General features: G+C 72.2%; 5 protein-coding genes and 1 pseudogene. All 6 read right to left on the bottom strand.

The annotated features are described in order from the left end of the window. Window positions 1-695, bottom strand: a 695-nt coding sequence (locus tag MHW47_RS31380) for an N-acetylmuramoyl-L-alanine amidase (protein WP_239227264.1), incomplete at its 3' end; no start/stop codon positions are given. A gap of 47 nt (window positions 696-742) precedes the next feature. Next, window positions 743-2,089 carry a collagen-like protein gene (locus MHW47_RS31375; RefSeq protein WP_239227263.1) on the bottom strand — a complete coding sequence of 449 codons (1,347 nt, stop codon included), beginning with the start codon at window positions 2,087-2,089 and terminating at the stop codon, window positions 743-745. 1 nt (window position 2,090) lies between these two features. Beyond that, the gene (locus MHW47_RS31370) at window positions 2,091-2,900 is read right to left on the bottom strand and encodes a hypothetical protein (RefSeq protein ID WP_239227262.1); all 810 of its coding nucleotides are present in this window, start codon (window positions 2,898-2,900) and stop codon (window positions 2,091-2,093) included. Further along, the gene (locus MHW47_RS31365) at window positions 2,900-4,000 is read right to left on the bottom strand and encodes a hypothetical protein (RefSeq protein ID WP_239227261.1); all 1,101 of its coding nucleotides are present in this window, start codon (window positions 3,998-4,000) and stop codon (window positions 2,900-2,902) included. The genes MHW47_RS31370 and MHW47_RS31365 overlap by 1 nt, the downstream gene beginning before the upstream one ends. A 10-nt stretch (window positions 4,001-4,010) precedes the next feature. Further along, entirely contained in the window at window positions 4,011-5,009 is a 999-nt protein-coding gene (locus tag MHW47_RS31360) for a hypothetical protein (protein WP_239227260.1), read from the bottom strand. 12 nt (window positions 5,010-5,021) lie between these two features. Beyond that, window positions 5,022-5,499 (bottom strand): annotated as a pseudogene (locus tag MHW47_RS31355) (phage tail domain-containing protein); the annotation flags it as partial.

Genomic DNA, 5,499 nt, shown 5'->3' with positions numbered 1-5,499 from the left:
GCGTCGGTCCAGTCCGGGCCGGGGCCGACGGCGTACGCGTCGCCGTGCCCGGCGGCGACCAGGGCCTCGCCGACGCGGGTCACGTGCGAGCCGTGCGCCCCGTAGCCGTACGGCAGGCCGTTGATGGTGACCTGGTAGCGGGCGGGCGTGCGGGGTGGCGCGGTCGGGGCGTATCCCTTGGCGGGCATCCCGGCCTCGACCCACGCGTACAGAATGTCGCCGGGGCACTCGGTGGCGATGCCGTCGCGGTGTCCTCGCGGCGCGAGGGTGCGGCCGGTGCGCTGGCACGCCTCGTCGTACAGGGCGCGGGCCGTGGCGAGGGCGGCCTCGCTCGGGTGCTGGTCGCCGCCGACGGCGATCTGTACGGACAGGCCGGTCACGTTGTGGCCTGGGCAGTGCGCGCCCTGCCTGGTCCAGCCCCGGCCCTCGTAGGCGTTGCCCGCCTGGTCGACGACGAAGTTGTAGCCGATACCGGCCCAGCCCTGCGCCTGGTGCTGGCGGTCGATGGCGCGGGGAACGGCGGCGCCGGTCGCCGTGATGTGGTGCGCTCCGTCGTAGTGGACGAACCACTCTGTGCGGCTGCTCAGTGGCACGTAGGCGGGGCCGTCGCTGCTCGGGTCGCGGTCCCACGGCTGGGCGCCCCACTCGGCGCGGCTGATGATGTGGACGGACATGGTCGGGGTGTCTCCAGACATGAGAAAACGCCCCGGCGCGGTGCGCGGGGCGTGCGGGTGGGGGTGGGTCAGGCGACGCGGGTCGCGGTGAGGTAGGACCCGGCCTTGAGCGTGGTAGCGGCGGCGTTGGCGGTGGCCTGGGCCCATCGGACGGTGAGCGACCCGGCGGACCCGGCGGTGACCAGCAAGCCCTTGAGCGTGGTGCCCACGGTGACGTTGAACGTGAGGTCGGCGCCTGGCGAGGGGGCGACGCTGCCGTCGTTGTCGACCCACAGCATCGTTGAGCCCGACGGCACGCCCCAGTCGACGCGGAAGCCACCTCCGCCGTTCTCCCACCCGACGACGGCCTCGACCAGATACTTCGCGTTCGCTGCGGCCGGGAAAGTCAGGTGCGGGTCCGAGGCGGTGCCGGCCGTGTCCGTCCGGGAGGTGTCGGCGCTCTTGTAGGCGTACTGAATGGGGAGCTGCGCCAGGGGGACGCGGGACTCGGCGTCGAGGCTGGCCACGCCGCCCGCTGCGCCCCGCGCGGTGGTGGGGAGGGCCCCGACGTCGGCAGCGGTGATCTTGAGTGCGCCTGCGTTGTCTACGAGCGTGCGGCCTGCGCTGATCAGGCCGCCTGCGAGGGTCAGCTCGCCGAACTGGTTGAGCGAGAACTTCGTCGCGCCGCCCACGCGCATTACCGCGATGCGAGCCCCGGACCCTGCGGCACTGTCCGTGATGATGGCGTTCGTGCTTGCGTCGGTGTTGACTCGCAGGCCGCCGGTCGCGGTGACCTCGCCGGTGACCGTGCCCCCGGTGGCGGGGAAGGCGCCGACGGCGGCGGCGTCGAGGACGACGTCGGCGACGGCCTGGCCGTTGACGGACTGCACGACGCCGGGCGCGCCCTGGGCGCCCTGGTCGCCCTTGGGGCCCTGGGGTCCTTGGTCGCCCTGGGGGCCCTGGTCGCCGGGGTCGCCCTTGGGGCCCTGGGCGCCGGTCAGGGACATGAGCCACTGGTCAACGGTGCCAACGAATCCGGCCTCGACGGCGACCTCGTACGCGGAGTCGCCGCGTACGGCAACGTAGTTCGGGGTCGTCGGGTCGGTCGGTGCGAGGTCGGCGAGGTCGACGGCCGGGGTGTCCGCGGGCAGCAGGATTTGGTACGTCCGGCTCATGGGCACGCCCGTGAGCTGTTCGGCGACGGAGTACGACCAGCCGGTCGGGTTCATGCCGGGCGCGTCGGTGGCCGGTAGCTCGACCTCGAACGCTCCGGTCGCGTCGAGCGGGACGGTGACGGCGCCGCCGAGGATGACGTCGAACTCGCCGAAGGTGACCATGCCGGGGCCGCGGAAGACGACCTGTCCGGCGAGGGGCCGGCCGTCGGGGACCAGGAAACGGCCGGTGACGGTGACGGTGGGGATGCCTTCGGGCAGCATGTCACGCCTCCCTGTTGGTGGGGGTGGTGTCGGCGGCGGCCTCGGTGGTGACTGCGGCGGGCGGCGCGGTGGGGACCTCGCCGGCGTCGAAGGTGTTGCGGGTGTAGCAGGCGAACACCCTGGTTTCGATCGCTCCGCCGGATGCGCTGTTGCGGTGCTCGATCTGGATCGAAACCTCTTCGCCGCGGGCGGCCTCGTCGAGGGGCTGCACGATGGTGCGGTCGACCCACGTCGAGCCGCCGGGGATGGTCCAGGTGCCGAGCACGCGCGTTTTGCTGCCCCGTACGTAGCTCACGCGGACCTCGCCGCCGGTCGAGCTGATCGTCGAGAACCGCAGGACCAGGACGGCGTTCTGTGCCGGGCCCCGGCCGACCCACGCGTACCCCCAGGCGGTACCGCCTTCGTACCCCTGTATCGCGGTCGGGTACAGGGGGAAGGGGAGCCACGGGCGGCCGAGCATCCAGTCGCAGTGCGCGTCGTCCATCATGATGACCTCGCCGGACCGCGACCATGTGCGGATCATCTGGCCGGCGCCCGACCCGTTGTACTCGTCGCCGACGGTCAGGGCGACCGTGCCGTCGGTGGACCGGCCAAGCCCGACCGCCCAGTCGCCTTCGGGGGTCTGGCCGGTCATGAAGACCCGGTTGCCTCCCGGTGCCTCGCAGATCAGGCGGCCCCCCTCGCCGGTCCGGACGTCGCCGCCCAGGATCTCGTTAAGGGCGGGGCGCATCTGCGCCCGGCCGCGCAGCGTGCGCACCTCGCGCTCAAGAGCAGCAACGCGGTCAAGCAGGTCTTGCGGGACGTACGCCATCAGTCGGGGACCTCCAGGTACAGGCGGGCCGTTTCCGGCCGGCCGCGTTCGGGCGGGTTGATGGACAGGCCGACGACGCGGTACCGGGCGTCGAGGACGTCGGGGTGCCACAGGTCGCGGATACGGAGACGGACTGTCGAGCCGAGCAAGGCCGGGGTGACGTTCCCGCCGAGCAGTACCTCGACTTCGGGGATCTGCACGGGGCGTCGGGCGGCCGTCCAGTCGGCGCGCGCGTGCGCGTCGAGGGTGGCCTGTTGCTCAACGGTGGTGTGGTCGCTGCTCCCGTCGAGGTGCGGCCAACCGGCGGCTATGTCGTCGTCGGCGACCAGGCGCTCGGACATGAGCGGCACGGAGTCGACGGCCTGGTTGGTGTTGATGCTCGCGCCGCGCGACTGCCACCCGTTCGCGAGGCCGGATGCGTCGTGCGGCCACGTGTAGGTCAGGACGGGGCCGGGGTGATCGAGCACGGTCTCGGACGTGCCGCCCCGGATGATGGGATGCCCCAGCACCAAAGCCTTGACGCGGCGCCCGGTGGTGTCCCGGTAGCTCGATATCCGCCACTCGAACCCGCGCTCGACGGCGGCGAGCTGGTCGATCAGGTCGCCGATCTTCGGGAGGTCGTAGCGGGAGAAAACGCGGTCGCGCAGTACGCCGGACGGCTCGCCGTCGGCGTACGTGATACCGATGTCGCCGCCGGGCGTCGACTGCACGTAGTCGACCAGGCCGCGCACAATGTCGAACTGGTCGACGCCCTGGGCGAGCTGGGTGTCGCGCAGCTCGCGCCGGTAGAGATAGGACTCCCACCCGCCGCACTGAATCTGCGCGGTGAGGAACCCGCGCTGCGTCGAGGCGAGGCGCAGCGTCCACAGGATGCCGCCCCACCAAATCTCGCGCCCACGCTCGACCCATACGCCCGTGCGGCCGGGCACCAGGGCGCGGCGGGCCCGCGCGGCGATCTCCGCGTTCGGGATGGGCACGTTGCCGGTGAGGCGGCCCACCTTGCCTATGTAGTCGTCGAGGGTGACGCCCTGCACGGGCAGGGTGTCGATGGGCTGGTCGCTGCGCAGGTCGGTGAACAGGAACCGGTACGGGGTCTGCACGGGCCCCCCTCTACTGTACGAAGGTGGCGGAGACGCGTACGGTCGTGTCCTTCTCGATTCCGGCGGTGTTCTCGCCGCTCGCCCACGACCGGACGGTGATTTTCCCGTCGAGGCCGATCGCGGCGGCCCCGAATCCGTACCCGTTCGAGCACAGGGCTTCGAGCATGATCACCGGGCGCCATCCGGTCGGCAGTGTGGCGATCAGGGTGTCGCCCAGGTTGGGGTTCGCGGGGAGGGTCGCGCCGGTCCGGACGAAGTAGCCGATGATTTGCACGACTCCGCCCCGGCGGCGGGCGTTGAAACTGTCCAGGGACCAGCCGGACGCGACGACCAGGCCGCCGCTGATGGTGTCGGGGGCGCGGTCGGGCGCCCGGTAGGTCTCCCACGTGGCATCTTCGGCGTTCCAGCGTTCGAGGACTCCGTCGGCGTCGCGGTACTGGCCGTCGTAGGCGCCTGGCAGGTCGGCCCCGGCCCCGGTGGGGATAATGCCGCCGGCCGCGGTGGTGTAGCGGCGGCGGTCGGTGAGCGCGGACCCCCAGTCGATGCCGCCGACGCCTGCGGACGCCCCGGCAGGCACGGTGACGTCCCACAGCCGCAGCGAGCAGGGGGGAAGGTCCGGCGCGGTGGGGGTGGCGACCGGCTCGCCTTCGACGATCTCGATGCGGGCGAGGGGCTGCTCGCTCTCGTCGAACAGGCCGTCGTATACGCGCACGATCACGCTGTCGATTCGGTCGAACTGTGCATTCCCGTCGGTGAACGTGACGGTCTCGGGGGCGTCGACGGCGACGGGGTACGCGCCCTGTGCGGTCGTGCCTTGTACGGCGGAGCGGCCGACGCCGATCTGTAGGGACATGGCGCCGGCGCTCGTCGCGGCGAACGGGTTCCCGCCGGGGATCACTCCGTCGCGGGTCCGTATCTCGTCCTCGGGCGACCATGTGCCGATGGGGGCGAGGCGGGTGTCTTCTCTCGTCTGCCCCAGGGGCAGTAGCCATGCGGGGCGCACGGTCACGGCGGGGACTCCTTACCAGTAGGCGGCGCGGTAGCGCACGACGACGGACGCGGCCGGGTCGGTGCTGCCGGGCGCGGCGCGGAACATGAGGGGGGTGGTGCCGGGGGCGAGGGTGAACGTCTGCTCGGGGACCGATCTAGCTGACGCGGTGTGGAGCCGCGAGGCGGTGCCGTTGAGCGTGACTGTCCCGGCGTGGGTGTCGACGACCAGGCGGTCGCCGGCCGCGAGCGGGAGGTCGTATTCGAGGACGTCGCCGGTCGTCGTGTTCGTGAGGCTCGGTGCGGTGACCGGGCCCCGGAACTCGATCACCGGGTGCGTGTCCGCGTTGCCGGTGTTGGCGGCGGTCATACGGCCGGTGCTGCCGGGCGAGCCGAAGTCGAGCGGCCACGACAGGACTTCGCCGCCCGTGCTGATCCGCAGCGACGACGTGCCCACGGGCACGGCACCCGGAAGCGCGGCGGGCAGCAGTACGACCGGCTGCACCCATGCT

Origin of the sequence: Streptomyces sp. OfavH-34-F (assembly GCF_022347745.1) — a bacterium.
Taxonomy (GTDB): domain Bacteria; phylum Actinomycetota; class Actinomycetes; order Streptomycetales; family Streptomycetaceae; genus Streptomyces.
This window is presented reverse-complemented; position numbering and strand designations above follow the sequence as displayed.